The 26,690-nt window shown below is 67.8% G+C and carries 27 protein-coding genes; 15 read left to right on the top strand and 12 right to left on the bottom strand.

Annotation, left to right across the window (positions count from 1 at the left end; translation table 11 throughout):
* The 5 genes from deoC (at position 1) to BGO20_RS02030 (ending at position 5,031) form a co-directional block, all read left to right on the top strand.
* The gene (gene deoC / locus BGO20_RS02010; protein WP_291663048.1) at positions 1–777 is read left to right on the top strand and encodes a deoxyribose-phosphate aldolase; all 777 of its coding nucleotides are present in this window, start codon (positions 1–3) and stop codon (positions 775–777) included.
* The gene (deoA, locus tag BGO20_RS02015) at positions 777–2,102 is read left to right on the top strand and encodes a thymidine phosphorylase (RefSeq protein WP_291663050.1); all 1,326 of its coding nucleotides are present in this window, start codon (positions 777–779) and stop codon (positions 2,100–2,102) included. The genes deoC and deoA overlap by 1 nt, the downstream gene beginning before the upstream one ends.
* Positions 2,099–3,043, top strand: a complete 945-nt coding sequence (locus BGO20_RS02020) for a 2-hydroxyacid dehydrogenase (protein WP_291663052.1) — start codon at positions 2,099–2,101, stop codon at positions 3,041–3,043. Before deoA ends, BGO20_RS02020 begins: the two co-directional genes overlap by 4 nt.
* 95 nt (positions 3,044–3,138) lie before the next feature.
* A complete protein-coding gene (locus BGO20_RS02025; RefSeq protein ID WP_291663053.1) occupies positions 3,139–4,497 on the top strand; it encodes an esterase-like activity of phytase family protein in 1,359 nt (452 codons plus the stop codon).
* Positions 4,498–4,668: 171 nt separating this feature from the next.
* On the top strand, positions 4,669–5,031 hold the full coding sequence (locus BGO20_RS02030) for an SPW repeat protein (protein ID WP_291663055.1): 363 nt from the start codon (positions 4,669–4,671) through the stop codon (positions 5,029–5,031).
* 32 nt (positions 5,032–5,063) lie between these two features.
* Here the strand turns inward: BGO20_RS02030 and BGO20_RS02035 are convergent, their stop codons facing one another.
* From BGO20_RS02035 to nth, 4 genes are all read right to left on the bottom strand, one after another.
* Positions 5,064–5,882 (bottom strand): ATP-binding cassette domain-containing protein, encoded by an 819-nt coding sequence (locus BGO20_RS02035; RefSeq protein WP_291663056.1) that lies wholly within the window; start codon positions 5,880–5,882, stop codon positions 5,064–5,066.
* Between the two features lie 92 nt (positions 5,883–5,974).
* Complete coding sequence (locus BGO20_RS02040; RefSeq protein WP_465245982.1) at positions 5,975–7,279, bottom strand: sugar ABC transporter permease; 1,305 nt, start codon at positions 7,277–7,279, stop codon at positions 5,975–5,977.
* The gene (gene xylF, locus BGO20_RS02045; RefSeq protein WP_291663060.1) at positions 7,272–8,318 is read right to left on the bottom strand and encodes a D-xylose ABC transporter substrate-binding protein; all 1,047 of its coding nucleotides are present in this window, start codon (positions 8,316–8,318) and stop codon (positions 7,272–7,274) included. Before xylF ends, BGO20_RS02040 begins: the two co-directional genes overlap by 8 nt.
* A 141-nt stretch (positions 8,319–8,459) precedes the next feature.
* On the bottom strand, positions 8,460–9,173 hold the full coding sequence (gene nth / locus BGO20_RS02050) for an endonuclease III (protein ID WP_298921968.1): 714 nt from the start codon (positions 9,171–9,173) through the stop codon (positions 8,460–8,462).
* A gap of 20 nt (positions 9,174–9,193) precedes the next feature.
* Here nth and BGO20_RS02055 point away from each other — a divergent pair, with 20 nt between their 5' ends.
* Positions 9,194–9,724: a DUF2244 domain-containing protein gene (locus BGO20_RS02055; RefSeq protein ID WP_291663063.1), complete on the top strand. Its 531-nt coding sequence runs from the start codon at positions 9,194–9,196 to the stop codon at positions 9,722–9,724.
* A gap of 172 nt (positions 9,725–9,896) precedes the next feature.
* Entirely contained in the window at positions 9,897–10,793 is an 897-nt protein-coding gene (locus BGO20_RS02060) for a methylated-DNA--[protein]-cysteine S-methyltransferase (RefSeq protein ID WP_291663498.1), read from the top strand.
* A 6-nt stretch (positions 10,794–10,799) separates the two neighbouring features.
* Here the strand turns inward: BGO20_RS02060 and BGO20_RS02065 are convergent, their stop codons facing one another.
* Both BGO20_RS02065 and BGO20_RS02070 read right to left on the bottom strand, forming a co-directional pair.
* On the bottom strand, positions 10,800–12,455 hold the full coding sequence (locus BGO20_RS02065; RefSeq protein ID WP_291663065.1) for a hypothetical protein: 1,656 nt from the start codon (positions 12,453–12,455) through the stop codon (positions 10,800–10,802).
* Between the two features lie 128 nt (positions 12,456–12,583).
* Positions 12,584–13,762, bottom strand: a complete 1,179-nt coding sequence (locus BGO20_RS02070) for a fumarylacetoacetate hydrolase family protein (protein WP_291663066.1) — start codon at positions 13,760–13,762, stop codon at positions 12,584–12,586.
* 204 nt (positions 13,763–13,966) lie between these two features.
* Between BGO20_RS02070 and ugpB the strand changes: the two genes are divergently transcribed.
* The 5 genes from ugpB to BGO20_RS02095 all read left to right on the top strand — a co-directional run bounded on the left by ugpB (position 13,967) and on the right by BGO20_RS02095 (position 19,019).
* Positions 13,967–15,286, top strand: a complete 1,320-nt coding sequence (gene ugpB / locus BGO20_RS02075) for a sn-glycerol-3-phosphate ABC transporter substrate-binding protein UgpB (RefSeq protein WP_465245987.1) — start codon at positions 13,967–13,969, stop codon at positions 15,284–15,286.
* Positions 15,287–15,376: 90 nt separating this feature from the next.
* A complete protein-coding gene (gene ugpA, locus BGO20_RS02080; protein WP_291663069.1) occupies positions 15,377–16,258 on the top strand; it encodes a sn-glycerol-3-phosphate ABC transporter permease UgpA in 882 nt (293 codons plus the stop codon).
* Entirely contained in the window at positions 16,258–17,004 is a 747-nt protein-coding gene (locus tag BGO20_RS02085; RefSeq protein WP_291663071.1) for a creatininase family protein, read from the top strand. The genes ugpA and BGO20_RS02085 overlap by 1 nt, the downstream gene beginning before the upstream one ends.
* Complete coding sequence (ugpE, locus tag BGO20_RS02090) at positions 17,004–17,852, top strand: sn-glycerol-3-phosphate ABC transporter permease UgpE (RefSeq protein ID WP_291663073.1); 849 nt, start codon at positions 17,004–17,006, stop codon at positions 17,850–17,852. Before BGO20_RS02085 ends, ugpE begins: the two co-directional genes overlap by 1 nt.
* An 87-nt stretch (positions 17,853–17,939) precedes the next feature.
* Positions 17,940–19,019 carry a sn-glycerol-3-phosphate import ATP-binding protein UgpC gene (locus tag BGO20_RS02095; protein ID WP_291663074.1) on the top strand — a complete coding sequence of 360 codons (1,080 nt, stop codon included), beginning with the start codon at positions 17,940–17,942 and terminating at the stop codon, positions 19,017–19,019.
* A gap of 3 nt (positions 19,020–19,022) precedes the next feature.
* On the opposite strand, the gene hemW is transcribed toward BGO20_RS02095, so the two are convergent.
* Genes hemW through rph form a run of 3 tightly spaced genes read right to left on the bottom strand, consistent with a single transcriptional unit; the run spans position 19,023 to position 21,588 of the window.
* Complete coding sequence (gene hemW / locus BGO20_RS02100; RefSeq protein ID WP_291663076.1) at positions 19,023–20,222, bottom strand: radical SAM family heme chaperone HemW; 1,200 nt, start codon at positions 20,220–20,222, stop codon at positions 19,023–19,025.
* Complete coding sequence (gene rdgB, locus BGO20_RS02105) at positions 20,219–20,869, bottom strand: RdgB/HAM1 family non-canonical purine NTP pyrophosphatase (RefSeq protein WP_291663078.1); 651 nt, start codon at positions 20,867–20,869, stop codon at positions 20,219–20,221. Before rdgB ends, hemW begins: the two co-directional genes overlap by 4 nt.
* Before the next feature lie 2 nt (positions 20,870–20,871).
* Complete coding sequence (rph, locus tag BGO20_RS02110) at positions 20,872–21,588, bottom strand: ribonuclease PH (RefSeq protein WP_291663081.1); 717 nt, start codon at positions 21,586–21,588, stop codon at positions 20,872–20,874.
* Positions 21,589–21,728: 140 nt separating this feature from the next.
* Here rph and hrcA point away from each other — a divergent pair, with 140 nt between their 5' ends.
* Positions 21,729–22,814, top strand: a complete 1,086-nt coding sequence (gene hrcA / locus BGO20_RS02115; protein WP_291663082.1) for a heat-inducible transcriptional repressor HrcA — start codon at positions 21,729–21,731, stop codon at positions 22,812–22,814.
* A 76-nt stretch (positions 22,815–22,890) separates the two neighbouring features.
* Positions 22,891–23,145 carry a DUF3297 family protein gene (locus tag BGO20_RS02120; RefSeq protein ID WP_291663084.1) on the top strand — a complete coding sequence of 85 codons (255 nt, stop codon included), beginning with the start codon at positions 22,891–22,893 and terminating at the stop codon, positions 23,143–23,145.
* A gap of 12 nt (positions 23,146–23,157) precedes the next feature.
* On the opposite strand, the gene BGO20_RS02125 is transcribed toward BGO20_RS02120, so the two are convergent.
* Both BGO20_RS02125 and BGO20_RS02130 read right to left on the bottom strand, forming a co-directional pair.
* Positions 23,158–23,706, bottom strand: coding sequence for a GNAT family N-acetyltransferase (locus BGO20_RS02125; RefSeq protein ID WP_291663085.1), 549 nt, complete (start codon positions 23,704–23,706; stop codon positions 23,158–23,160).
* Complete coding sequence (locus BGO20_RS02130) at positions 23,703–24,302, bottom strand: helix-turn-helix domain-containing protein (protein ID WP_291663086.1); 600 nt, start codon at positions 24,300–24,302, stop codon at positions 23,703–23,705. The genes BGO20_RS02125 and BGO20_RS02130 overlap by 4 nt, the downstream gene beginning before the upstream one ends.
* 178 nt (positions 24,303–24,480) lie before the next feature.
* Between BGO20_RS02130 and lepA the strand changes: the two genes are divergently transcribed.
* Positions 24,481–26,286, top strand: a complete 1,806-nt coding sequence (lepA, locus tag BGO20_RS02135) for a translation elongation factor 4 (protein ID WP_291663087.1) — start codon at positions 24,481–24,483, stop codon at positions 26,284–26,286.
* Positions 26,287–26,343: 57 nt separating this feature from the next.
* Here the strand turns inward: lepA and BGO20_RS02140 are convergent, their stop codons facing one another.
* A complete protein-coding gene (locus tag BGO20_RS02140; protein WP_291663088.1) occupies positions 26,344–26,679 on the bottom strand; it encodes a GIY-YIG nuclease family protein in 336 nt (111 codons plus the stop codon).
* Between the last annotated feature and the right edge of the window lie 11 nt (positions 26,680–26,690).

Genomic DNA, 26,690 nt, shown 5'->3' on the forward strand with positions numbered 1-26,690 from the left:
ATGTCGGACGACAATCACGCCAGCGGGGCGCTGGCCAGGCGGGCCCTCGCGCTGCTCGACCTCACTGTTCTCGCCGATGACGCGACGGCGGACGGCGCCCGCGATCTGTGCCGCCGCGCCGTCTCCGGCCCGGTGCCGGTGGCCGCGGTCTGCCTCTGGCCGCGCTTCGTCGCGGTGGCGCGCGAGGCACTCGGCGACAGCCCGGTCAGGATCGCAACGGTGGTCAATTTCCCGGATGGAGACACGCCGATCGCGCCGGTGATCCGGGAGACCGAGGCGGCGCTGCAAGCCGGCGCCGACGAGATCGACCTCGTCCTGCCCTGGCGTGCGGTGCTCGCTGGGCAGGTGACGGCGGCGGCCGCGATGGTCCGCAACGTCAGGATGCGCTGCGGCGACAAGCTGCTGAAGGTCATCCTGGAGACCGGCGAATACCCCGATCTCGACAAGGTCCGGATCGCCGCGGAGCTGGCCATCGCCTCGGGTGCCGACTTCATCAAGACCTCGACCGGCAAAACCGCCCATTCCGCCAGCATCCCTGCGGCCCGGATGATGCTCAGCGTCATCGCCATGACGGCCCGTCCGGTCGGATTGAAGCCCTCCGGCGGCATCCGCACGCTCGCCGATGCCAGGGGCTATCTCGACCTTGCCGATGCGACGATGGGTGCGGGCTGGGCGACGCCGCAGCGCTTCCGCTTCGGCGCGAGCGGCCTCTACGGCGCCCTGGTTGCCGCGATCGCCGGCGGCGACGCCGCCGGCCCGAAGGCGGGAACCTATTGATGCGGCTCACGCAGGAGATCATCGCGGCCAAGCGCGACGGCGGCGAATTGCCGGACGCCGACATCCGCCAGCTCATCGCCGGGCTGACCGACGGCTCGGTCAGCGAGGGGCAGGCGGCGGCCTTCGCCATGGCCGTGTTCTTCAGGGACATGACCGTGAAGGAGCGGGTGGCGCTGACGCTCGCCATGCGCGATTCCGGCACGGTGCTGAACTGGGACGATCTGCCGGGCCCGGCTCTCGACAAGCATTCGACCGGCGGCGTCGGCGACACGGTGAGCCTGCCGCTCGCGGCCGCCGTCGCGGCCTGTGGCGGCTATGTGCCGATGATCTCCGGCCGCGGCCTCGGCCATACCGGCGGCACGCTCGACAAGCTCGACGCCGTGCCCGGCTATGTCACGCAGCCCGACACCACGCTGTTCCGCAAGGTGGTGCGCGAGGCGGGCTGCGCCATCATCGGCCAGACCGCCGATCTGGCGCCTGCCGACAAGCGCCTCTACGCCATCCGCGACGTCACGGCGACGGTCGAATCGCTGCCGCTGATCACCGCCTCGATCCTGTCCAAGAAGCTCGCGGCCGGCCTGCACGGCCTTGCCATGGATGTGAAGTTCGGCTCCGGCGCCTTCCTGCCCGAGCCGGCGAAGGCGCGCGCGCTGGCGCAGGCGCTCGTCGGCGTCGCCAACGATGCCGGCCTGCCGACCACGGCGCTGCTCACTGCTATGGACGAGCCTCTGGCGAGCGCCGCCGGCAATGCGCTCGAGGTCGCCTATGCGCTCGATCACCTGACCGGCCGCCGCCGCGAGCCGCGCTTCCATGAGGTCACCGTCGCGCTCGGCGCCGAGATGCTGCTGCTCGGCGGCCTGGCGGCGGATCTGGAACAGGCCCGCGGCCGGATCGAGCAGGCTTTCGCCTCGGGCGCTGCGGCGGAACGCTTCGCCCGCATGGTCGTGGCGCTCGGCGGCCCGGCCGACCTGCTCGATGCGCCGGCAAAGCATCTTGCCGCGGCGCCGCTGGTGAAGCCGGTCTTCGCGGCTGCGGCGGGCGAGGTCTCTGGCATCGACACGCGCGCCCTGGGCCTCGCGGTCGTCGCACTTGGCGGCGGCCGGGTGCGGCCGCAGGACGGCATCGACCATGCCGTGGGCCTCACGGAAATGGCCGGCATCGGTGACGCCGTCGGGCCGGACCGGCCGCTCGCCATCGTCCATGCGCGCAGCGAGGACGCTGTCCTTGCGGCGAGCGAGCGCTTGCGCAAGGCCTATCGGATCGGAGAGGGTGCGGCACGGGGCGAACTGGTCGCCGCGCGGATCACGGAAAGAACACGGGCATGAGTCTGCTTCTGGCCATGACGGGCTGGCATGTCGAGGATTGGCGCGCGCGCTTCCAGGCGCTGCTGCCGGAGATGCCGATCGTGGTGCTGGGCGAGCCCTTCGACCGCCGCGCCGTGCATTACGTCGCGAGCTGGAAGCACCCGGCCGGCAGCCTGACCGGTCTGCCCAATCTCGCCGCGATCTTCTCGCTCGGCGCCGGCGTGGATTTTCTCTTCGCCGACGACAAGCTGCCGGAAGTGCCGATCGCACGCGTGGTCGACCCCGACCTGACGACGCGGATGAGCGAATATGTCGTGCTGCATTGCCTGATGTATCTGCGCCAGCAGCACCGCTACATGCGCCAGCAGCAGGCGAAGCTCTGGGAGGACGACCGCAACCAGCCGGCGGCGCGCTCCGTGCGCGTCGGCATCATGGGTCTGGGCGAGCTCGGCCTCGACGCGGCGGCCAAGCTCAAGCTCATCGGTTTCGATGTGGCCGGCTGGAGCCGCTCGCCGAAGAGCGCGGAGGGCTTGCAGACCTTCTCCGGCGAGGACGGGCTGAAGGCGTTCCTGGCCCGGACCGACATCCTCGTCAGCCTGGTGCCGCTGACGCCGCAGACGCGCGGCATCCTCAATGCCGAGCTGTTCGCCGGGCTCGCCCGGGACGGCCGGCTCGGCGGGCCGTTCCTGATCAATCCCGGCCGCGGCGGGCTCCAGGTCGCGGACGACATCGTCGCCGCGCTCGATGCCGGCACGCTCAAGGGCGCGACGCTCGACGTCTTCGAGACCGAGCCGCTGCCGGTGGAGTCGCCGCTCTGGAGCCATCCGGGCGTGACCATCACGCCCCACAACGCCGCGATGTCCGAGCCGGAGGCCATCGCCTCGCTGGTCGCGGCGCAGATCAGGCGTCTGGAGGCGGGCGAGCCGCTGCTGCACGCGGTCGATCCGGCGCGCGGATACTGAACGCGGCACGGCTTCACCGAACCGTCGTCCGGCTGTTGTCGGCCTGCCATCCGGGCGCGCGAAGCGGGCTGACCTCGTTCAGCCCGGAGTATCCCATGCGCGCCTCGCTCGCCGTCGCCCTGCTTCTGTCGTCGACCATGCTCGCCGGGGCCGAGACCCCGCAGAAGGAGTTTCCCGCCAAGTTCCTCGGCCAGGCGCTGCTGCCGGCGGCGACGATCATCCCGGCCCCGGCCGATGCTCCCGCCGACCTCAGGGTCTCCGGCAAATTCGTCACGCCGGGCAAGCGCGTCGAGGCGGTCGGCTCGGTGACGGGCACTTCGGGCGGCCGACCGACGGGCCTGTCGACGCCCTTCGCCGGCCAGCCGGTGCAGGGCTTCTCAGGCATCCGCTCGCTGGGCAATGGCGAGTTCCTCGTGCTGACCGACAACGGCTTCGGCGCCAAGGCGAACTCGCCGGATGCGATGCTGTTCTTCCACCGCCTCAGGGCCGATTTCGAGAAGGGCGTGATCGAGCGTCTCTCGACCACCTTCCTGCGCGACCCCGACAAGAAGATTCCCTTCCGCATCGTCCATGAGGGCACACAGCAACGCTATCTGACGGGCGCGGATTTCGACCCCGAGTCGATCCAACCGATCGGCGGCAAGTACTGGATCGGCGAGGAGTTCGGCCCCTACCTCATCCGGGTCGACGCCGACGGCAAGGTCGAAGCGGTGTTCGAGACGCAGGTCGACGGCAAGCCGGCCCGCTCGCCCGACCACTATGCGGTGACGACGCCTGGCGCGCCCGAACAATCCGTCGTCTTCAACATCCGCCGCTCCAACGGCTTCGAGGGCATGGCCCAGTCGCCGGATGGCCGCTTCCTTTACCCGCTGCTCGAAGGACCATTCTGGAACGCCGAGGCCAGGACCTATGAGGAGCGGGATGGCAAGGCCGTGTTGCGCATCCTCGAATTCGACGTCGCCAATGAAAAATGGACCGGCCGGTCCTGGTTCTTCCCGCTCGAGCAGAAGGGCAACGCCATCGGCGACTTCAACATGATCGATGCCACGACGGCGCTGGTCATCGAGCGGGACAATGGCGAGGGGACCGCCGACAGGGCCTGCCCGGCCGGCCAGAAGGGCCCGGACTGCTTCCACGATCTCGCCCGGTTCAAGCGCATCGTGAAGATCGAGATGACCGACGCCAATGTCGGCAAGCCGGTGCGCAGGATCGGCTATGTCGACCTGATGAAGATCGCCGATCCCGACGGCAAGGCGAAGCAGGGCAGCAAGGACGGCGTCTTCACCTTCCCCTTCTTCACCATCGAGAATGTCGATGTGGTCGACCGGGCGAACGGCGTGATCGTCGTCGGCAACGACAACAACCTCCCCTTTTCCTCCTCGCGCGATCCGAAGAAGGCCGATGACGACGAACTCGTCCTGCTGTCCGTAAAGGAACTGCTCGACGCGAAGTGAGTGCGCTCCTTTCTGGAGGACGGGCTTGGAACCGGCGGCCGGCTCTGCCTGGCCGTCAGGTGTTGCCGGTCTGTTCTTGAAGGGGTGCCGCGTCGGGCGTATAATGATGGTGACCAAGCGCCTCGTGCGCGAGGCGCAGTGGTTGGATGATCGTCACCGATGGAGGTGATCATGATGACCGCGAAGATGAAGGCCGGACGGACGCAGGACTGGCTTAACCTGATCCTCGTCGCGCTGCTGTTCTTCTCGCCCTGGTTCATGGGCTATGCCGACGATGTCATGCCGACGCGCAACGCCTGGATTGTCGGCGTGGTGCTCGCCTTGATCGCGGTCGCCGCGATCTCGGCCTTCGCCGAATGGGAAGAGTGGCTGACCCTGGCGCTCGGGCTATGGCTGGTGGCCTCGCCCTGGATGCTCGGCTTCACGACCCATCTCCCCGCCTTCTGGAGCCATGTCGCCGTCGGTCTGCTGACCGCGGGGATTTCGGCCTGGGCGGTGTGGGACTACCGGCACGAGCCGCACGCGACGGCCTGAGAGCGTCGCTCTCGTTGCGGCTCCGGCGCGGCCTAGTTGCGGAGCGCGCCGGGGCCGGCGACCGCCGCCGGCGGGCATTTGCCCGAAATGATCATGCCCAGGACCTCGTCCTGGGTGACGTCCGCCGTGCGGGCCGTGCCGACGACCCTGCCGTTCTTCATCACGGTGACGCGGTCGGCGAGGTCGAAGACATCGTGCAGGTCGTGGCTGATCAGGAAGATGCCGATGCCCTGCTTCTTGAGCTGCAGGATCAGTTCCGCCACCTGCTTCGTCTCGGCCGGGCCGAGCGCCGCGGTGGGCTCGTCCATGATCAGCACGCGCGCGTTGAAATAGATCGCCCGGGCGATGGCGACCGACTGGCGCTGCCCGCCGGAGAGCGCCTTCACCGGCTCCTTGAAGCGGCGGAAATGCGGGTTGAGGCGGCCCATCACCTTGCGGGTCTCCGACTCCATCGTCGCGTCGTCCAGCGTGCCCCAGCCCGTGAGGAGTTCGCGTCCGAGGAAGATGTTGGCGGCGGCATCGACATTGTCGGCGAGCGCCAGCGTCTGGTAGATCGTCTCGATGCCGTGGCGCTTGGCGTCGCGCGGGCTTGCGATCGCGACCTCCCGGCCATCGACCCGGATCATGCCCGCATCGGCCTTGTAGGCACCCGACAGGATCTTGATCAGCGTCGACTTGCCGGCCCCGTTATGCCCGAGCAGGCCGACGACCTCGCCCGGCATCAGGTCGAGGCTCGCGCCGTCGACCGCCTTGATGCCGCCAAAGGCGATCGAGATGTCGCGCATCTCGATCAGCGGCGCGCCCCGGTCGGCAAGGGGTTCGGCGAGACCAGCCGGTTCCGCGATGCTCATCGCTCTCTCCAAGATATCGGCCCGAAAAGTGGAACCCACTTTTCGGAGAATGCCGATGACCGATAAGGGGCCAGATCGCCGGACATGGCGGCCTAGCCCAGCCGCTTGCGGTAGAGGCCGTCGAGCCAGACCGCGATGACGAGCACGATGCCGACGACGATGTTCTGCAGCGGCGCATCGACGCCGATCAGCACCATGCCCGATTGCAGCGACTGCATCACCAGCGCCCCGAGCATCGCGCCGACGATGGTGCCGACGCCGCCCGCCAGCGAGGTGCCGCCGATCACCGCCGCGGCGATGACATAGAGCTCGTCGAGCGTGCCGGCGGCATTCGTCGCAGCGTTGAGCCGCGCGGTCGAAATGCAGGCGGAGATGCCGGCCAGCGCCCCCATCAGCCCGAAGACCAGCATCAGCACCTTTCGGGTATTCACGCCCGAGAGCTGCGCTGCTTCGGGATTGCCGCCGATGGCGAAGACATAGCGGCCGAAGCGCAGGCGGTTGGCGAGGAAGGTCATGGCGATGCCGACCGCCAGCGCCACCAGCACCGGCACCGCAAGGCCGTGGCCGATGGTCAGCCCGCCTTCCGGCCAGGTGCCGCCCTTCGCCTCGACCAGGCGCCGGGCGATGCCGGCCGGCAATGCGTAGGAATTCGCCATCGTCACCGTCGCGATGACCGCTCCGCAACCGATCGCGGCGATCAGGATCTCGGCCCAGAGCGGGCGCAGCGCGAAGCCGAAGCGCTTGCGCCGTCTGCGGATCAGCGCGGCGGCGGCGCAGATCGCCAGGCAGGCCGCGATGCCGATGGCCCAGGAGGCGGTCGTGCCGATCGCGCCCTCGACGCCGCCGCCGAGCGGGCGGAAGCGCGAATCCATCGGCGCGATCGTCTGGCCCTGCGTCACCCACCAGGCGGCGCCGCGCCAGATCAGGAGCCCGCCCAGCGTGACGATGAAGGAGGGGATGGCGAGATAGGCGATCAGCGCGCCCTGCAGCAGGCCGACGAGCCCGCCGAGGCAGACCGCGACCAGCAGGCTGACGATCCAGGTCGCCGGATGCTCGAAGCCCCAGATGCCCGGCAGCAGCCGGACCTGCACGAGCCCGACCACCATGCCGACGAAGCCGAGCATGGAACCGACCGAAAGGTCGATGTTGCGTGTCACGATGACGAGCACCATGCCGCAGGCCATCACGGCGATGGAGGCGGTCTGGACCAGGAGGTTCCAGAGATTGCGCGAGGACAGGAAGGCGCCGTCCGAGAGCCAGTCGAAGCCGAGCCAGATCACGGCGAGCGCCGCGACCATGCCGATCATGCGCGGATCGAACTCGATCTCGCGCAGACGGTCGGCGAGGCTGCGGCGCTCCAGCGCCGGGCTTGCCGGCGCAGGGACCGTTTCAGTCACAGGCCTTGACCTTGCCCGGCGCGACGCCCTGGCAGACCGCCGATTTCGGTGCCCAGCCGGCATCGATCACGACGTTGAGGTTCTCCTTCGTCACCGGCACCGGCGTCAGGAACAAGGCCGTCATCTTCTGCTTGGACGGCCCCTTGTCCCAGGCCACCGACTTCGGGATCTCGTTGAGCTTGGCGCCGCCGGCAAGCTTGAGCGCGATCTCCGCGGCGTTGCGCCCGAGCTCGCGCGCATCCTTCCAGATCGTCACGGTCTGGGTGCCGAGCGCGATGCGGTTCAGCGCCGCCCGATCGGCATCCTGGCCGGAGACCGGCACCGAGCCGGCCAGGCCCTGCGCATCGAGCGCCGCGATGGCGCCGCCGGCCGTTCCGTCATTGGCGGCGATCACCGCGTCGACCTTGTTCTGGTTGCGCGTCAGGATCTGCTCCATGTTGCGCTGGGCGTTGGCCGGCAGCCAGCCATCGGTGAAGGCTTCGCCGACATTCTTGATCTTGCCGCCGTCGATGGCCGGCTTCAGCACCTCGATCGAACCGTGGTAGAGGAAATTGGCGTTGGGATCCTGGCTCGAGCCCTTGATGAAGACATAGTTGCCCTGGGGCTTCACCTTCTCGATGGCCCGCGCCATCATCCGGCCGACCTCGACATTGTCGAAGGTCAGATAGAACACCTTCGGGTTCTCGATGAGCCGGTCGTAGCCCACGACCGCGATCCCCTCGTTCACCGCCTTCTCGACGGCGGGGCGGATCGCCTGGGCGTCCTGCGCCAGGATGATCAGCGCCTTGGCGCCGCGCGCGATCAGGCTCTCGACATCGGTGAGCTGCTTGGCGGGCGAGGATTGCGCATCGGCCGACAGATAGGTGCCGCCGGCCTTCTCGATCGCGGCCTTGATCGCAGCCTCGTCCGTCTTCCAGCGCTCCTCCTGGAAGTTCGACCAGCTGACCCCGACGACCGGGCCCTTCGACTGGGCGAAGGCGCTGGCGTGAAGGGAAAGGGCGGCGATGGCGATGCCCGCCGCAACGACGAAACGCTTCATCTCGATGACCTCCTGAGCTTCCTCTGCCGCAGACTCTCAGGCTTCTCCGAGCCCCAAAGGCGTCCGGCTTCCGAAGCTCAGCCCAGCCTTCACAGGCTGTCAAGCAGACGAAGGGAGGGCTCTCGCAGCGTCAGGCCGAGCTCAGACCACGCGCTTGTCCGGCGAATCGCAGAGGTCGTTCTGGATGCAGCGCCCGCATTCGGGCCGGAGCGCCTTGCAGGTGTAGCGCCCGTGCAGGATCAGCCAGTGATGGGCATGGCGGCCGAATTCCGGGGGGATCGCCTTCTCGAGGCCGAGCTCGACCTGCAGCACGTTCTTGCCGGGCGCTATCCGCAGCCGGTTCGCGACCCGGAAGACATGGGTGTCGACGGCGTGGGTGATCTGGCCGAAGGCGATGTTGAGCACGACATTCGCCGTCTTGCGGCCGACGCCCGGCAGGCTCTCCAGCGCCTCGCGCGTCGTCGGCACCTGCCCGCCGAATTCGGCGATCAGCTTCTCGCTGAGCGCGATCACGTTCTTCGCCTTGTTGCGATAGAGCCCGATCGTCTTGATGGCGTCGCGGACCTTGTCCTCGCCGAGCGCCAGCATCTTCTGCGGCGTGTCGGCGATGGCGAAGAGCGGGCGCGTCGCCTTGTTGACGCCGGCATCGGTCGCCTGCGCCGAAAGCACCACGGCGACCAGCAGCGTGAACGCGTTGACCGATTCCAGCTCGCCCTTGGGCTCCGGGTTCGCGGCCCGGAAACGCTCGAAGATCTCGCGGATCTCGGCCGGCTTGCGGGCGCGCGGCCGAGGTCCCGCCAATGTGATGCGCTTGGCTGCGGCGACCTTGCGCGGGGCACTGTTCTGCTGGTCCATCACGGCGTTATAATCTGCCAATGGACCTCGACAAGAGCCCCGCCGACGACAGGAGCGACGCCGCCAGGCGCCCGGTCTTCGACGCGACCATCACGCCGCATCGCTCGCTCGGCCAGCAGGGCTTCCGCATCGTGATGACGCTGGTCTGCCTGGCGAGCGTGGTGTCCTCGATCCCCTTCGTGGTGCTTGGCGCCTGGCCGGTGGCCGGCTTCTTCGGCATCGACGTGCTGGCGCTGTTCATCGCCTTCCACGTCAATTTTCGCCATGCCCGCGCCTTCGAGCGCATCGTGGTGACGCCGTTGGAGATCCTGCTGCGCAAGGTCTCGCATCACGGCCGGGAGAAGGTCTGGCGCTCCAACCCGGCCTGGACCCGGCTCGAGAGGCAGACCGACGAGGATTACGGCCTGCTCGGCCTCACCCTCGTCTCGCGCGGCCGGAGCGTCGCGGTGGCGGCCGCGCTCTCGCCGCAGGAGCGGGCAAGCTTCGCCGATGCCCTCGGCACGGCGCTGGCGAGCGCGCGCCGCGGTGTGGATTACGATCCGCTTCGATGAGGTTCGGCTGCCCGTTCTTGCCAGCTTTCGGGTGGGAGCGGCATGGTGCGCGCCCTAGATTCGCATCATGACGATGGATGCGAGGTTAGCCATGAACGCCCAGGCTCCGATGAAAACGGCGATGACTCCGACGCGCTTCTCGAATGCGGTGTTGGCGCGCGCCGCCGAGGCGATGCCGTCCGAGGCGGATTTTCCCGCGGTCGTGCCGGGCTCCGATTACGATACGGTGCGGCGCATCCTCGCCTTCATCACCCATAACTGGCGCGAGCAGCCGACGATCGAGGCGATCGCGGAAGCCGCCGGGGCGACACCGACCGATGTCCATCACCTCTTCCGGCGTTGGTGCGGGCTCACTCCCAAGGCCTTCCTGCAGGCGATCACGCTGGACCATGCCAAGGGCCTGCTCGCCTCCTCGGCCAGCATCCTCGACACGGCGCTCGAGGTCGGCCTCTCCGGTCCCGGCCGGCTGCACGATCTCTTCGTCACCCACGAGGCGATGTCGCCGGGCGAATGGAAGCTCGGCGGCGAGGGGCTGAAGCTCTCCTATGGCTTCCATGGCTCGCCCTTCGGCGAGGCGCTGGTCGTGGTGACGGATCGCGGCCTCGCCGGCCTCGGCTGGGTCTCCAACAGCGTCGACGGCGGCAAGGTCGTCGGCGGCCGCGCCGAGGCGCTGGCCGACATGATGCGCCGCTGGCCCCATGCCGACTACCACTACGATCCGGCCCTGACGGCGCCCTATGCCGGCCGCATCTTCGACCCCCGGGCCTGGTCGGCCGAGACGCCGCTGCGGGTGGTGCTGATCGGCACGGATTTCGAGGTCCGCGTCTGGGAGACGCTGCTGCGGATTCCGGTCGGCTGCGCCACCACCTATGGCGACGTCGCCAACCATATCGGCAGGCCCACTGCGGCGCGCGCCGTCGGCATGGCGGTGGGCAAGAACCCGATCTCCTTCGTGGTGCCGTGCCACCGCGTCATCGGCAAGTCGGGCGCGCTCACCGGCTACCATTGGGGGCTGACCCGCAAGCGCGCCATCCTCGGCTGGGAGGCCGGGCAGGCCGCAGCCGGCTGAGACCGTCTACGGCCGCAGATACATCTCCCAGCAGGGCGCCAGTGCAATCCGCTCGCGCCCTGCGAGCGCACCGGCGAAATGCTGGCGAATGGCCTCGCGGGCGGTGGTGAGCGGGCAGGTCGGCGCCAGGATCGCGTCGACCTGGCGCAGCTGCGCCAGCGTATCGGGTTCGAGATCGGGCGTGCTGCGGCCGGGGTCGACGCCGACCGGCACGGCGGTGGGCGGGGTCCGTTCGAGCAGGAGGTTCATCGGATCGACGAAGTCGAGGGTGAACAGGCTGGCGAGCCGGCGCCGGTTCGCGGCTTCCCAGGCCTTGATCGCACTGATCCCCTGCTGGGCCTCCAGCATCCAGCTCGCCTGGTAGTCGATCTCCGAATACAGGATGTAGGACGGCAGCTGGCCCCTGCGGACGAGGTCGCGATAGCTGTCTGGGAAGGCGGCGTAGTGCTCGAGCATCGCCGCGGCGCGCGCGGCGATCTCCGGCTTCACGCCGACGCGGCCGAGCGGTCCGAGATCGGGCACGGGGAGCCCGGCATAGCCCGGAGCGGCCAGGCCGGCGCGTGCGCCGCGCTCGATGCAGATCACCGCCGAAGGCAGCGCAGTCGCCAGGATCAGCAGCAGCACGGCCGGTCGCAGGCCGTCACCGGTCTTTCGCCACCAGGCGAGGAGAAGCGGCAGCAGGATCGGCCACAGGCCGATGAATTCGAGCGAGCCGGTGTTCTGCGTCTCGAAGAAGGCGAGCGCGGCGAAGCCCGCGAGCATCCAGCCGAGCGGTCCGTCTGCAAGGAGGCGCCACCCGGCGGCGGTCCGCGGCAGCCCGTCGCGCCAGGCGATGAAGGCGAGCAGGCCGATCAGGGCGAGCGCGGGGGCGATGACGTTGAACTTGACGGAGGCGACCGTGAGGAAGCGGGGCAGCAGCGTGCCGGTGTTGAGGCCGAGCAGCGTCAGGATGTCCGCGACATAGGCCGAGGTGATCCCCGTTGCGGCTTCCAGCAGGCCGAGCGCGACGATCACGGCCGCGGCTGCTGCGGCGCCGTCGCGCAGGCGCAGCCTGCCGCTCACCGTCGCGTAGCCCACCAGCAGCGTGCCGGCGACGGCGCCGGTGACCTTCGTCAGGAACAGCGCCAGCATCAGGACCGCCACGAGCGCGATCCGCAGGCCTCGCCGCTGCGCGAAGAGCAGCGTCGCGATCAGCAGGTAGAGCAGCAGCGCGACATGGCGGTTGTAGAAGCCGTAGCCGTCGAACCCGGGCGACGGGTAGAGCGAATGGAGGTTGATCGGCAGGGCCGCGAACAGCAGGAACGGCAGGACGAGCGCGAGCGCCTGCGGTCGCGAGCGCCGCGCGACGTGGCCGGCCAGCAGCGCCAGTACCGGCAGCATGACCGGCAGGAGCGCCCAGTTCACCAGCAGCATCGGCTGGGCCTGTGGAAACAGCTGCTTCAGGCCCGCGGTCAGGTAGAATCCGAGTGGCCCGACGGGAGCAAAGAAATCGATGCTCGGCACCTGGCCGAGATCGATCCGCCAGGCGGCATCGAGATAGACGACGGTATCCCAGGCGTTCGCGCCGAGCGGGAGGCGCAGCGGCAGCTCCAGGGCGAGGGCGGCTGCCGCGGCGAAGGCCGCGATCCACGCTCCGGAAGACAGCAGCAGTCGCCCGGCCACCCTGCCGCTTCGCGTCCGGGAATGTCTCCCGATCTCGCTCATCACCACGCCGAACCCTCCTGGTTCGGCCCGTCCTATGCCAGAGAAACCTTACCAGCAGCCTGACGCGGTCGCCGCAATGCCAGCCGCTAGAGCAGCCCGCGCTTTGCGAGGTGGCGCATCAGATGCGAGGTGCCGTAGGTCCAGGGCTCGCATTCGTCGGTGCGCTTCATGCGATTGACGAGGCTGCCGAGCTCGGGCGCGGCGATGGTGACGATATCCCCGTATTTGTGGGTGAAGCCGCCGCCCGGCGCATCGCGATCCTTGATCGGCGCGAACATGGTGCCGAGATAGAGCGCCGCGCCATCGGGGTACTGATGATGCGGGCCGATCATCTGCGCCGCGAGGTCGGCCGGGTCGCGGCTGATCCTCGCGATGGACGACGAGCCTTCCAGGGTGAACCCGTCCTCTCCCTGCACCATCAGCGTCACGGTCGTGCGGCGGACATGGTCGAGCGTGAAGCTGCCGTCGAAGAAACGGATGAACGGCCCGACGGTAGCTGCCGCGTTGTTGTCCTTGGCCTTGCCGAGCAGCAGCGCCGAGCGGCCCTCGACATCGCGCAGGTTGACGTCGTTGCCGAGCGTCGCGCCGACGATCGCGCCGGTCGAGGCGACGATCAGCACGACCTCGGGCTCCGGATTGTTCCAGCTCGAAGCCGGATGCAACCCCGCATCGGCCCCGCTGCCGACCGTCGACATCGCCGGCGCCTTGGTGAAGATCTCGGCATCGGGGCCGATGCCGACCTCGAGATACTGGCTCCACGCGCCCTGCTTGATCAGCACTTCCTTGAGATGCATGGCCTCCGGGGAGCCCGGCTTCAGCTTGGAGAGGTCGTCGCCGATCAGCTTGCCGATTTCGCTCCGGATCGTCGCGGCTGCGGCCGGGTTGCCCCGCGCCTTCTCCTCGATCACGCGCTCCAGCATCGAGACGGCGAAGGTGACCCCGGCCGCCTTCACCGCCTGCAGATCGAGCGGCGAGAGCAGCCATGGCCGGCTGCGATCGCGCCCCTCGACCGGCGTGTTGGCCAGCACCTCGGCGAGGGAGGCGATCGCCTCGCCCTCGACCGCCCGCAGGGCCTTGGCCGGATCGGTCGATTCGCAGAGGTCGCGGCTGGTGGGGAAATGCGTGGTGACGTCGATCACCTGCCCGTCGCGCACCGTGACGATCGCCGGTCCGCCGTGATCGGGGCGCCAGACTCGACCGGCCAGCACGGCGGCGCCGGCATCCTGCGGCAGGGTGGAGGCGACGGAGAGAGCGAAGTCAGGCATGGCATTGTCCGGAAGCGAGATCGTCAGGACCGGGAGAACAGCCGCTTATGCGCGAATGCGCAAGCCGGTTCGCGACCATAGGCGGATTGCGGCTCCTGTCATCGATTTGTCATTGAACTGTCGCCCGGGCTTCATGCTAGCTTGCGCACCAACGACAAGAACCGCGGCGGAGCCCGCCCGCGGAAGGGAGATCAGTCGATGACCATGAAATCGCGTATTTTGATGTCGGTCGCCGCGTTTGCGCTTGCGGGTGCTTCGCCGGCTTTGGCCCAGACCGAGATCCAGTGGTGGCATGCGCTGACCGGCGCGAACAACGACGTCGTCGTCAAGCTGGCCGAGGACTTCAACGCCTCGCAGAAGGACTACAAGGTCGTCCCGGTCTACAAGGGATCCTATCCCGACACGCTGAACGCCGGCATCGCCGCCTTCCGCGCCGGCCAGGCGCCGCACATCCTGCAGGTCTTCGAGGTCGGCACCGGCACGATGATGTCGGCCAAGGGCGCGATCAAGCCGGTCTACGAGATGATGAAGGAAGCCGGCGAGAAATTCGATCCGAACGCCTATCTGCCGGCGATCACCGGCTACTACTCGACGGCGAAGGGCGAGATGCTCTCGATGCCGTTCAACTCCTCCTCGATGGTGATGTGGTACAACAAGGACGCCTTCAAGAAGGCCGGCCTCGACCCCGCCAAGCCGCCGAAGACCTGGCCCGAGGTGTTCGAGGACGCCAAGAAGCTCAAGGCTGCGGGTTACGACAAGTGCGGCTTCTCGAACGCCTGGGCGACCTGGGCCAACATCGAGCAGTTCGGCGCCTGGCACAACATCCCGCTGTCGACCAAGGTCAACGGCATGGCCGGCTTCGATGCCGTCCTGAACTTCAACAAGAGCCCGGCCTTCCTCAAGCACTGGACCAATCTGGTCAATCTGCAGAAGGACAAGACCTACGACTATTCCGGCCGCACCAACAACGGCGAGGGTCGCTTCACCTCCGGCGAATGCCCGATCTTCCTGACCTCCTCGGGCTTCTTCGGCAACGTCAAGGCCAACGCCAAGTTCGACTGGGGCAACGCCCCGATGCCGTATTATCCCGATGTGCAGGGCGCGCCGCAGAACTCGATCATCGGCGGTGCCTCGCTCTGGGTGATGGGTGGAAAGTCGGCTAAGGAATACAAGGGCGTCGCCAAGTTCTTCACCTTCCTGTCCGATGTCGACCGCCAGGTGAAGCTGCACACCGAGTCCGGCTACCTGCCGATCACCAAGGCGGCCTATGAGAAGGTCAAGGCGTCCGGCTTCTACAAGGACAAGCCCTATCTCGAGACCCCGATCCTCGAGCTGACCAACAAGGCTCCGACCGACAATTCGAAGGGCCTGCGCTATGGCAGCCTCGTCCAGATCCGCGACATCTGGTCGGAGGAACTGGAGGCGGCGCTGAACGGCCAGAAGTCGCCGCAGGCGGCGCTGGACGCGGCCGTCGAGCGCGGCAACCAGATGCTGCGCCAGTTCGAGCGCACCGCGGCTAAGTGAGACGAGGCGAGTGACGGGATGGCGAATGGTGAGTAGGAGAAGATCGATGCTTCCGAAATCCATTCGCCATTCGCCGCTCGCCATTCGCCCATGACGAAGAATGCCTATTTCAAGGGGCTGACGATCCCCTACCTGCTGCTCCTGCCGCAGCTCGCGATCACCGTCGTGTTCTTCTACTGGCCGGCGAGCCAGGCTGTCTGGCAGAGCTTCCTGCTGGAAGATGCCTTCGGCACCTCGACCCAGTTCGTCTGGTTCGAGAACTACCAGACCCTGTTTGCGGACCCGGGTTATCTCAAGGCGTTCATCAACACCGTCGTCTTCTCCAGCTTCGTCTGCGTGCTGTCGCTGTCGATTGCGCTGCTCTTCGCGGTGATGGCGGACCGCCAGATCCGCGGCGCCGAGATCTACAAGACGCTGCTGATCTGGCCCTATGCCGTCGCTCCGGCCATCGCCGGCGTGCTCTGGCTCTTCATGTTCGACCCGTCTCTCGGCATGCTGGCGCGCGGCCTGCAGTCGCTCGGCATCGGCTGGAATCCGCGCCTCAACGGCAACCACGCCATGCTGCTGGTCATCCTGGCCGCGACCTGGAAACAGATCAGCTACAACTTCCTGTTCTTCCTCGCCGGTCTGCAATCGATCCCGAAGAGCGTCATCGAGGCGGCCGTGATCGACGGAGCCCGGCCGATGCGGCGCTTCTGGACCATCGTCTTCCCGCTGCTCTCGCCGACGACCTTCTTCCTGCTTGTCGTCAACATCGTCTACGTCTTCTTCGATACCTTCGGCATCATCGACGCGGTGACCGGCGGCGGCCCGTCGGGCGCGACCGAGACATTGGTCTACAAGGTCTTCTCCGACGGCAAGGGCGGCTCCGACCTTGGCGGCTCGGCGGCCCAGTCGGTCGTGCTGCTGGTGATGGTCATCGCCATGACCGCGATCCAGTTCCGCTTCATCGAGCGCAAGGTGAGCTACTGATGGCGTCCGTGCTCTGGCAGGACCTGACCGCCGAGGAACTGCGCGGCAAGGCGGCGAGGGACGCGATCGTCGTGCTGCCTGTCGCCTCGGTGGAGCAGCACGGCCCGCATCTGCCCGTCGGGGTCGACACGGTGCTGTGCAGCGGCGTCTGCAAGGCCGCGGCCGAGCGCGCGGAGGATGTCGAGCTCGTCGTCGCACCGACCCTGTGGTGCGGCATGGCCGAGCACCACATGGCCTTCGGCGGCACCTTCACCTTCGACATCCCGACCTATCGCGCCGTGCTGCTCGCGCTCCTGAAGAGCATCGAGCGTCACGGCTTCCACCGCGTGCTGATCGTCAACGGCCATGGCGGCAACATCGCTGCGCTGACCGCCTTCCTGCCCGATTTCGCCCGCGAGACCCGGCTGCATGTCGAGGCGACGACCTATTTCATGCTGGCCGAGGCGGCACTCGGCCCGCTGCTCGAAGACCAGAAGGGCGTGCAGCATGCCTGCGAGGTCGAGACCTCGATGATGATGGTGCTGGCGCCGGGCTCGGTGCGCGAGCCGCGCCTCGCCGGCGCATTCGGAGCGTTGGACCGCGCTCCACGCCGACAGCTCGTCTCGCGCCATCGCTCCTTCCATGAGATGACCGAGACGGGCGTGGTCGGCGATGCGCGCCGCGCCAGTGCCGAGAAGGGGCGCGCCTGCCTCGATGCCTGCGCCGAGGCGCTGGCCGGGCTCCTGCGCGAGATGGGGAGGGCCTGATGGTCGAGGACCGCCGCCTGGGCGATGCGATCGCCTATGTCATCCTGACGATCGGCGTGCTGATCGTCGCCTTCCCGGTCTGGCTGACCTTCGTCGCCTCGACCTGGGATGCCGCGACCGTGATCAACGGCCAGATGCCGCTCTATCCGGGGCCGTATTTCTTCGAGAACTACAACCGCATCCTGTTCGTCGGCACCTCGAGCACCACGCGCGAGCCGGTGATCCACATGATGCTGAACTCCTTCATCATGGCGATGGCGATCGCATTGGGGAAGATCTTCATTTCGGTGCTCTCGGCCTATGCGGTGGTCTATTATCGCTTCCCGTTCCGGATGGCGGCGTTCTGGATCATCTTCATCACGCTGATGCTTCCGGTCGAGGTCCGCATCTTCCCGACCTTCAAGATCGTCTCCGATCTCAGGATGCTCGACACCTACCAGGGTCTGGCCATTCCGCTGATCGCCTCCGCGACCGGCACGCTGCTCTTCCGGCAGTTCTTCATGACGATCCCCGACGAGCTGCTGGAGGCCTCGAAGATCGACGGCGCCGGGCCGTTCAAGTTCTTCAGGGACACGCTGATCCCGCTCTCGATGACCACGATCGCGGCGCTCTTCGTCATCCAGTTCATCTATGGCTGGAACCAGTATCTCTGGCCGCTGCTGGTGACGACGAAGGACTCGATGCAGACCATCGTCATCGCCATCAAGAAGATGATCGTCACCGCCGACGCGCTGACCGAATGGCAGCTCGCCATGGCCACCGCCATGCTCGCGATGTTGCCGCCCGTCTTCGTCGTCATCGCCATGCAGAGGCTCTTCGTGAAGGGCCTGGTGGAGACGGAGAAGTAAGTCAGGCAATGGGCAGTCGGCAGTAGGCAGTCGAACGCCCGCCAAGAACCGACTGCCTACTGCCCGTTGCCCACTGCCGAGGATTGAATGGCCCAGGTCACCCTATCGAACGTCAAGAAGGTCTATGCCGGCGGCGTCGAGGCCGTGAAGGGCGTTTCCTTCGACATCCCCGACGGCGGCTTCTGCGTGCTCGTCGGCCCTTCCGGCTGCGGCAAGTCCACGCTGCTGCGCATGGTCGCTGGCCTTGAGACGATCTCGTCGGGCGAGGTCGCGATCGGCAGCCGCGTCGTCAACCAGGTCGAGCCGGCCGACCGCGACATCGCCATGGTGTTCCAGAACTATGCGCTCTACCCGCATATGAACATCTACGACAACATGGCCTATGGCCTGCGCAACCGCGGCACACCGAAAGACGAGATCGACAAGCGCGTCAAGGAAGCGGCGCGCATCCTCGCCATCGAGCCCTATCTGGAGCGCCGGCCGCGCCAGCTCTCGGGTGGCCAGCGCCAGCGCGTCGCCATGGGCCGCGCCATCGTGCGCAAGCCGCAGGTCTTCCTCTTCGACGAGCCGCTCTCCAACCTCGACGCCAAGCTGCGCGTCCAGATGCGCGTGGAGATCAAGAAGCTGCAGCGCTCGCTCGGCGTCACCGCGATCTACGTGACGCACGACCAGGTCGAGGCGATGACGCTCTCCGACAAGCTGGTGGTGATGAATGCCGGGCAGGTCGAGCAGATCGGCCTGCCGGCCGAAGTCTATCGCAAGCCGGCGAGCAAGTTCGTCGCGACCTTCATCGGCTCCCCGCCGATGAACATTCTGCCCGGCGTCGTCGACGGCCACGGCATCGTCGCGCTGGGTGACACGGTCCTGCAGGCGCATGACCTGCGCGACGACCTGCCGGTGCAGACGCCTGTGGAAGTCGGATTGCGGCCCGAGGATGTCGAGATCGTCTCCGACGACGATGCCGGTTCGCTGCCCTTCGATGTCGAGTTCATCGAGGAGCTCGGCGCCACGCAGCTCTTCCACGGCAAGCTCGCCGGCCAGCCCTTCGTCATGCAGGCGGCGACAGGGGATGTTCCGGCGCAGGAAGGCCGGCTCTGGATCACGGTCGATCCCGACAAGGTCCATGTCTTCGACCCGAAGACGGGGGCCAGGCTGGGGAAGGACTGAGCCTCAGGCCGCCAGGTCGGCCACCACCGCGTCGAGCAGCAATGCGCCATCGGGCGTGGCCGCGAGCCGGCCGTCGGCGCGCTCCATCAGCAGCTTCTCGCCGATCAGGCTGGCGACTCGCCTGGCGTTGAGCTCGCGCCCGGCCAGCGCCTTGAACACGGCCGGGTCGATGCCTTCGACGAGGCGAAGCCCCATCAGCAGGTATTCGTCGCCCTGCGCTTCCTCGCCCAGCCGTTCGTCCTCGACCAGTGCTTGGCCATTGGCCTCGACCTGTTCCAGCCAGACCTCCGGCCGCTTCTCGGTCGAATGCGCCATGCGGCCTTCAGCCGTCACCAGCCTTCCATGGGCGCCGGGGCCGACGCCGGCATATTCGCCATAGTGCCAGTAGACCAGGTTGTGCCGGCACTCGGCGCCGGGCCGTGCATGGTTCGAGATCTCGTAGACCGGCAGGCCGTGCCTCGCCGTCACCTCCTGCGTCGTCTCGTAGAGCGCGGCGCCGGCATCGTGATCGGGGATAGCGAGCTTGCCGGCGCGGAACAGCCTCTCGAAGGCGGTGCCGGGCTCGATCGTGAGCTGGTAGAGCGAAAGATGCTCCGCCGCATGGCTGATCGCCAGCTCCAGCTCGGCGCGCCAAAGCGCCGGCGTCTGCGCCGGCGAGCGGGCATAGATCAGGTCGAAGGAATAGCGCTCGAAATATTGCCGGGCGATAGCCACTGCCGCCAGCGCCTCCTCGGCCGAATGCATCCGGCCGAGCGCCTTGAGATCGGCGTCGTTCAGCGCCTGCACGCCGAGCGAGACGCGGTTGACGCCGGCCGCGCGGAAATCGCGGAAGCGGCCGGCCTCGACGCTGGTCGGGTTGGCCTCCAGCGTCACCTCGCAATTCGGGTCGACCGCCCAGTGCTCGCCGATGGCGTCGAGGATCGCGCCGACGGTCCGGCCTTCCATCAGCGAGGGCGTGCCGCCGCCGAAGAAAATCGAGGAGACGGTCCGTCCCGGCACCAGCGCCGCGCGATGCGCGATCTCGCGGCGGAAGGCGGCGATATAGCGCTGCTGGTCCGGCGGCTGCAGCCGGACATGGGAGTTGAAGTCGCAATAGGGGCATTTGGCCAAGCAGAACGGCCAGTGCACATAGACGGCGAAGCCCGCATCCGCCGTCGGATGCAGGATGGAAGGCCGCTCGACGAGGGCGGCCCGGGCGCTCACGCCGGTTTCCTCAGGCAGGCTGCGGCCAGCGCCTGGAAGGCGCGGGCGCGATGCGAGAGCGCGCCCGCGGGATGGCTCCAGTCGCTGCCGTGCTTCTCCTCGCTGCCCATCTCGCCGAAGGTCCGATCATGCCCGTCCGGCTGGAAGATCGGGTCGTAGCCGAAGCCGCTCGCGCCCCGCGCCTGTTCGGTGATGGTGCCGAAGACGCGGCCTTCGAACAGCTCCTGGTGCCCGTCTGGCCAGGCGATCACCAGCGCCGAGACGAAATGCGCCCGGCGCTGCTCGGGCTTGAGGGCGCCGCGCTTGGCAAGCTCGATCTGCACGCGGGCGATCGCCGGCGCGAAATCCTTGCCGGGCCCGGCCCAGTTGGCCGAGAACAGGCCCGGCGCGCCGTCGAGCGCATCGATGCAGACGCCGGAATCGTCGGAGAGTGCCGGCAGGCCGCTCGCCTGGGTGGCGGCGACGGCCTTGATCGCCGCGTTCTCGGAGAACATGGTGCCGTCCTCGACCGGCTCGGGCAGGCCGAGCTCCCCGGCCGAGACGAGCTCGACGCCGTAGGGCGCCAGCAATTCGCGCATCTCCCGCAGCTTGCCCTGGTTGTGGGTCGCGATCACGACCTTGCCGGTGAGGAGGCGATGTCCGCTCATCGTCAGGCCACCGCGGCCTTCTGCAGCGTCACCAGCCTGGACACGCCGTCCTTGGCGAGCTTGAGCAGCGAGAGCAGCTCCTCTTCTGAAAAGGGCGCCCCCTCGGCCGTGCCCTGTACCTCGACGAGGCCGCCGGAGCCGGTGATGACGAAATTCGCGTCGGTCTGTGCGCCGGAATCCTCGACATAGTCGAGATCGATCACGGGCTGGCCCGCGACGATGCCGCAGGAGACGGCCGCGACATGGTCCTTCAGCGGGTTGGTGCCCTTGAGCAGGTTGCGGCCTTCCATCCACTTCAACGCGTCGTGCAGGGCGACCCAGGCGCCGGTGATCGAGGCCGTGCGCGTGCCGCCATCGGCCTGCAGGACGTCGCAGTCGACGACGATCTGGCGCTCGCCGATCGCGGTCAGGTCCACGACGGCGCGCAGGCTCCGGCCGACGAGGCGCTGGATCTCCTGCGTGCGGCCGGACGGCTTGCCGGAGGTGACCTCGCGGCGGGTGCGCTCATGCGTGGCGCGCGGCAGCATCGAATACTCGGCGGTGACCCAGCCCTTGCCGGTGCCGCGCAGCCACGGCGGCCCCTTTTCCTCGACGGTCGCGGCGCAGAGCACCTTCGTCTCGCCGAAGGTCACCATGCAGGAGCCTTCGGCATAGCGCACCACGCCGCGTTCGAGCGTGACCTTGCGCATCTCGTCGGCGGCGCGTTTGGAGGGTCGCATGAAACTGTCCTGTGTGTCGGGAAGAGGCGGCTTGTAGGCCCTCGCAGCCCGCCCGGCAAGGCGCGGGGCATCCGCCCCCTTGATCCGCGCACCCGGCATGACGACAATAGGGAAGTGCGCCGTTTTCGCAGCCGAGGTTCATGAGCGCCCATACGCCCCGCCCCGAGACGACGAGCAGCCTGGTCGAGATCGACCAGCGCTCGCGCGAGATCTTTCGCCAGATCGTCGACGGCTATCTGACGACCGGCGAGCCGGTCGGCTCGCGCAACATCGCCCGGCTGCTGCCGATGGCGCTCTCGCCGGCGACGGTGCGCAACGTCATGACCGATCTCGAGCTCGCCGGGCTGATCTATGCGCCGCACACCTCGGCCGGCCGCCTGCCCACGGAACGCGGCCTGCGCTTCTTTGTCGATGCGATGATGGAGGTCGGCAACCTGACTTCCGAGGAGCGCGCCCGCATCGAGGCGCAGATCCGCGCCGGAGCGACCCATCGCAATCTGGATCAGACGCTGACGGAAGCCTCTACGTTGCTTTCCGGCCTCTCGCGCGGCGCCGGCGTCGTCGTCACGACCAAGGCCGATCCGCGGCTGAAGCACATCGAATTCGTCCGGCTCGACCCCGCCCGCGCCCTCGTCGTGCTCGTCTCGGAGGACGGCGCCGTCGAGAACCGCCTGCTCGCCTTGCCGCCGGGCCTGCCGGCCTCGGCGCTGACCGAGGCCGCGAACTTCCTCAACGCCCGCATTTTCGGCAAGACGCTGGGGGATCTGCGCGGCGAGATCGCGGCGCAGCGCGCCCGGATGGAGCGCGAGCTCGACGCCTTGACCGCCCGCCTCGTCGAAAGCGGCATCGCCACCTCCTCGGGGCCGAGCAGCGACCGCCACCTGATCGTCCGCGGCCAGGCCAATCTGCTCGACGATCTGAAGGCGCAGGAGGATCTCGAGCGCATCCGCATGCTCTTCGGCGATCTGGAGACGCAGACGGACGTGATCGATCTGCTCTCCCGGGCCGAGGAAGGCGACGGGGTGCGCATCTTCATCGGATCCGAGAACAAGCTGTTCTCGATGTCGGGCTCCTCGATGGTGGCGGCGCCCTTCCGCGATGCCGAGCAGCGCATCGTCGGGGTGGTGGGCATCATCGGCCCGACGCGGCTGAACTATGCCCGCATCGTGCCGATGGTCGATTACACCGCCAAGGTGGTCGGCCGCCTCCTCGACGGCAGCCGCTAGGCCCGAGTTGGCTTTAGGGCCGTAAGCGGCTATCGAGCGGGCAAGGCAACCGTTTTCCGCACGTCAGGTCCGACCCATGTCCGAGCAGCTTCCCGACCGTCTCTCCGTGAATCCGGACAGCCCGTTCTACGACGCCGAGGTGCTGGCGCGCGACATCGGCATCCGCTTCAAGGGCGTCGAGAAGACCAATGTCGAGGAATATTGCGTCTCCGAAGGCTGGGTGAAGGTCGCGGCCGGCGCCGCCAAGGACCGCTTCGGCCGGCAGATGACGATCACGCTGAAGGGCCCGGTCGAGCCCTATATCCGCGGCGAAGAAGCCAAGGAAGGCTGAGACCCTGCCGGCTCACGCCGGCCCAAGGTCCTTGTAGAAGAAGGTCGAGCCGCAGGCGGCGCCGTCCGGCATCAGCGCGAAGCGCGGGATGGTGCCCACCTCGGTCCAGCCCAGCCGGTCGTAGAGCCGGCGCGCCGCGCCATGCTCGTCCGTGTCGAGCACCAGGAGGTCGCGGCCGTTCTCCCGCGCGATCGCCTCGGCTCGCCGCATCAGCGCCTCACCGATGCCCTGCCGGCGCGCGCGCGAATGCACCAGCACCTTGGCGATCTCGGCCCGGTGCGGCTGGTTCGGCTTGCTGATCAGGTGGAGCTGGGCCGTGCCGACGATGCCGTCGCCGGTACGTGCGATCAGCAGGATGACCTGCCCGCTTGCGACACCAGCCGCAGTATCGCGCCAGAAGCGCTCGTAATCGGCTGCCGTGTTCCAGTTCATGAAGCCGACCGAGGCGCCGTTGGCGACGCAGTCGCGCAGGATCTCGGCCAACTCCGGGAGCGCGGTTTCGGCGGCAGCGGCGTCGAGGCTTTCGATGGCAAAGGCTTGTGTCGTGGTCGGCGCGTTCATGCGGCGTGTCCTGGAAAGGTGCCGCTCCCCGCGGCGAGGATGACGGCGTAGCGGACGGGCGCAGCGCCCGGATTGCGGTAGGTGATCGGGCCGCGCAGATGCATCTGCAGGCAGTCGCCTTCGGCGAGCTCGTGGCGAATGCCCTCCACCGTCAGGTCGAGACGGCCGCGAAGGACCCAGATCTGCTGGTCGAGGGACGGCGCGCCGGTGGCGCTGTCGAGACGGACCTCGGCGCCTGCCGGCAGCTCGACCTCGACGATCTCGAAGCCGGAGCCGGTGCCGCGCGGCGAGACGTTGCGGCGCAGGTATCCGCTGGCCGGATCGCGCCACGCCGGCTGCTCCGCACGTCGCGCCAGCGGCCCCGTTCCGGCGTCCTCCTCCAGCAAGGCCGAGAGCGAAAGCCCGAGGCCGGAGCCGAGCCTGACCAGCACCGTTGCCGTCGGGCTCGATTCGCCGCGCTCGATCCGGGAGATCATCGCCCGGCTGACCCCGGCCCGTCGCGCGAGGTCGTCCAGCGTCAGCCCGTGGCGCTGGCGGGCCGCCTTGAGCCGCTCCCCGAGCCGCCGGTCGATATCGATATCGGTCTCGAAATCCATAGAAAGAGAATTATTCTTATATATTGGAAATTGCAAGGGCGGCGATGCCATCGTAAGCGGACCCGGCCGCGCCGGGATCGGGCACTGGTTCGTCGCGCCGGCGGGAAAAGCATTCGGGAACCGCGCCGGAACGGGCCTGCCGCTTGGCGCCACGCGGCTTCACTGCTATGGCGCGCGCATGAGCACCCGCACCATCGACAATATTCGCAACTTTTCGATCGTGGCCCATATCGACCACGGCAAGTCGACGCTGGCCGACCGGCTGATCCAGCAGACCGGCACCGTCGCCGCCCGCGACATGAGCGAGCAGATCCTCGACTCGATGGATATCGAGAAGGAGCGCGGCATCACCATCAAGGCCCAGACGGTGCGGCTGGATTACAAGGCCAAGGACGGCAAGGACTACGTCCTGAACCTGATGGACACGCCCGGCCATGTCGACTTCGCCTATGAGGTCTCGCGCTCGCTGGCGGCCTGCGAAGGCTCGCTGCTGGTGGTCGACGCCTCGCAGGGCGTCGAGGCGCAGACGCTGGCGAACGTCTATCAGGCGCTCGACGCCAACCACGAGATCGTCACCGTCCTCAACAAGATCGACCTGCCGGCGGCCGAGCCGGAGCGCATCAAGCAGCAGATCGAGGACGTGATCGGGCTCGATGCCTCCGAGGCCGTGCCGATCTCGGCCAAGACCGGCCTCAATATCGAGGGCGTGCTCGAGGCGATCGTCGAGAAGCTGCCCGCGCCGAAAGGCGATCCCGACGCGCCGCTCAAGGCGATGCTGGTCGACAGCTGGTACGACACCTATCTCGGCGTCGTCGTCCTCGTGCGCATCATCGACGGCGTGCTCAAGAAGGGCATGACCATCCGGATGATGCGGGCCAACGCCTCCTACGGCGTCGACCGCGTCGGCGTGTTCAAGCCCAAGATGCTGGAAGTGAAGCAGCTCGGGCCCGGGGAGGTCGGATTCTTCACCGCCTCGATCAAGGAGGTCGCGGATACCGCCGTCGGCGACACCATCACCGACGAGAAGAAGCCGATCGCCGAGCCGCTGCCGGGCTTCAAGCCGGTGGTGCCGGTGGTGTTCTGCGGCATCTTCCCGGTCGATGCCGCCGATTTCGAGGATCTGCGCAGCGCCATGGCCAAGCTGCGCCTGAACGACGCCTCGTTCTCCTATGAGATGGAGACCTCGGCGGCGCTCGGGTTCGGTTTCCGCTGCGGCTTCCTCGGCCTTCTCCACCTGGAGATCATCCAGGAGCGGCTGGAGCGCGAGTTCAATCTCAACCTGATCTCGACGGCGCCCTCGGTCGTCTACCGCCTGCGCCTGCGCGACGGCTCGACGCTCGAGCTGCACAACCCGGCCGACATGCCGGACGTGATGAAGATCGAGGCGATCGAGGAGCCCTGGATCCGCGCCACCATCTTCACGCCGGACGAGTATCTCGGCTCGGTGCTGAAGCTCTGCCAGGACCGCCGCGGCCTGCAGATCGATCTCGGCTATGTCGGCTCGCGCGCCAAGGTGGTCTATGACCTGCCGCTCAACGAGGTCGTCTTCGACTTCTACGATCGCCTGAAGTCGATCTCGAAGGGCTATGCCTCCTTCGACTACCAGATCACCGATTATCGCGAGGGCGACCTCGTGCGCATGTCGGTGCTGGTTAATGCCGAGCCCGTCGACGCGCTGTCGATGCTGGTCCACCGGACGCGAGCCGAGTCGCGCGGCCGCGCCATGTGCGAGAAGCTCAAGGAGCTGATCCCGCCGCACATGTTCCAGATCCCGGTCCAGGCGGCGATCGGCGGCAAGATCATCGCCCGCGAGACCATCCGCGCGCTGCGCAAGGACGTCACCGCCAAGTGCTATGGCGGCGACGCCACCCGCAAGCGCAAGCTTCTCGAGAAGCAGAAGGAAGGCAAGAAGAAGATGCGGCAGTTCGGCAAGGTCGAAATCCCGCAGGAAGCCTTCATCGCCGCCCTCAAGATGGACGATTGACGGCAGCCGTCCCCGCGGCCCTCGGCCGCCGGGAGCCCAGGTTGCGCCGGCCTGCGCTCAGATCGGTTCGGCGCCGAGCTTCGCTTGCCAATGGCCGAGGCGTTCCTTGAGGATGCGGTCGCGGATATAGGCGAGGCTTTCCTCCTCCAGCCGTTCCAGCTCCTCCAGACGAAACGCCTCCGGCCCATGCGCGTCCCAGGCTGCCTGCAGCCCGTAATGCGTGTGGCTGCGATGGCGCAGGGTGAAGCGCAGGCGGTTCTCGATGCTGGCGAGATCGGGCGCGCGGCCGACCCAGCTTTGGCCGCTCGATTCGCAGCGCAGCAGGTAGATGCCCGCGACGGTCTTGCGTTCCTTGTAGGCGGCAACGGCCGCTCGTCTCTCGTCGTTTCGCATCGCTGCCGCCG

This window comes from Allobosea sp. 67-29 (assembly GCF_001898115.1).
Taxonomy (GTDB): Bacteria; Pseudomonadota; Alphaproteobacteria; order Rhizobiales; family Beijerinckiaceae; genus Allobosea.